Raw genomic sequence first — 818 nt, 5'->3', positions numbered from 1 at the left:
GAAATTCAATCTTATTAATTATCTTTCCGAAACATAGGAAAACGACTCGCGTCCTTTTCCCGCAAAAAATCATACACAAATACGTTGTAAAACATTTAAAACAAACCAATAATGGGATTAGATTCAGTCGAATTATTGATGTCCGTTGAGGATAAAATCGGAATACGAATTCAGGATTCCGAAGCGGAAAAAATTTATACGGTCGAAGATTTAATTGATATTGTTTTCAGTAGAATTATTATGAATCCGACAGATAAATGTTTAACTCAAATAGTATTTTATAAAATCAGAAAAGCGCTGAGGGATTTGACTTCAAATGAAACGCAAATAAGTCCTGACATGAAAATATCGGAATTATTTTCCATCTCGGAGCTGAAAGAAAAGTGGAGTCAATTAAAAGTGCTTGTTGGACTGGAATTACCTGATTTAGTAGCGCTGGATTTTAATTCAGAACTGGGCTCTCACGTTAAGATTTTCGGAATCAAGACTATCAAAAGGACAACACCTGTTTCTAAAGGCACTTTAAGACAATTGGTTGATTGGACTATATCATTAAATTATAATAGACTAATCGATATAGAAAATATATCCAGTAAATATGAGATTGAGCGGATTATTTGTGCAATTACCGAGGATAGAACCGGTATTCCAATCAGCGAGATTGAATTACATCATTCTTTCACAAATGACCTAGGAATTGACTAAAACATTTTACAACACCGTGTATAATTAATTGCGGCTGTCCCGAAGCTTCGGGACCTCACCAGAAATTCAATCTTATTAATTATCTTTCCGCAACACAGGAAAAGAACTTACGT

General features: G+C 34.0%; 1 protein-coding gene. It reads left to right on the top strand.

The annotated features are described in order from the left end of the window. The first annotated feature begins 111 nt into the window (after positions 1-111). Complete coding sequence (locus ACOSP6_RS07065; protein ID WP_422092390.1) at positions 112-705, top strand: phosphopantetheine-binding protein; 594 nt, start codon at positions 112-114, stop codon at positions 703-705. The last annotated feature ends 113 nt before the right edge of the window (positions 706-818 follow it).

Origin of the sequence: Tenacibaculum sp. MEBiC06402 (assembly GCF_049239625.1) — a bacterium.
GTDB lineage: Bacteria > Bacteroidota > Bacteroidia > Flavobacteriales > Flavobacteriaceae > Polaribacter.
The sequence above is the reverse complement of the archived record's forward strand: the minus strand, read 5'-3'. Positions and strand labels throughout refer to the sequence as shown.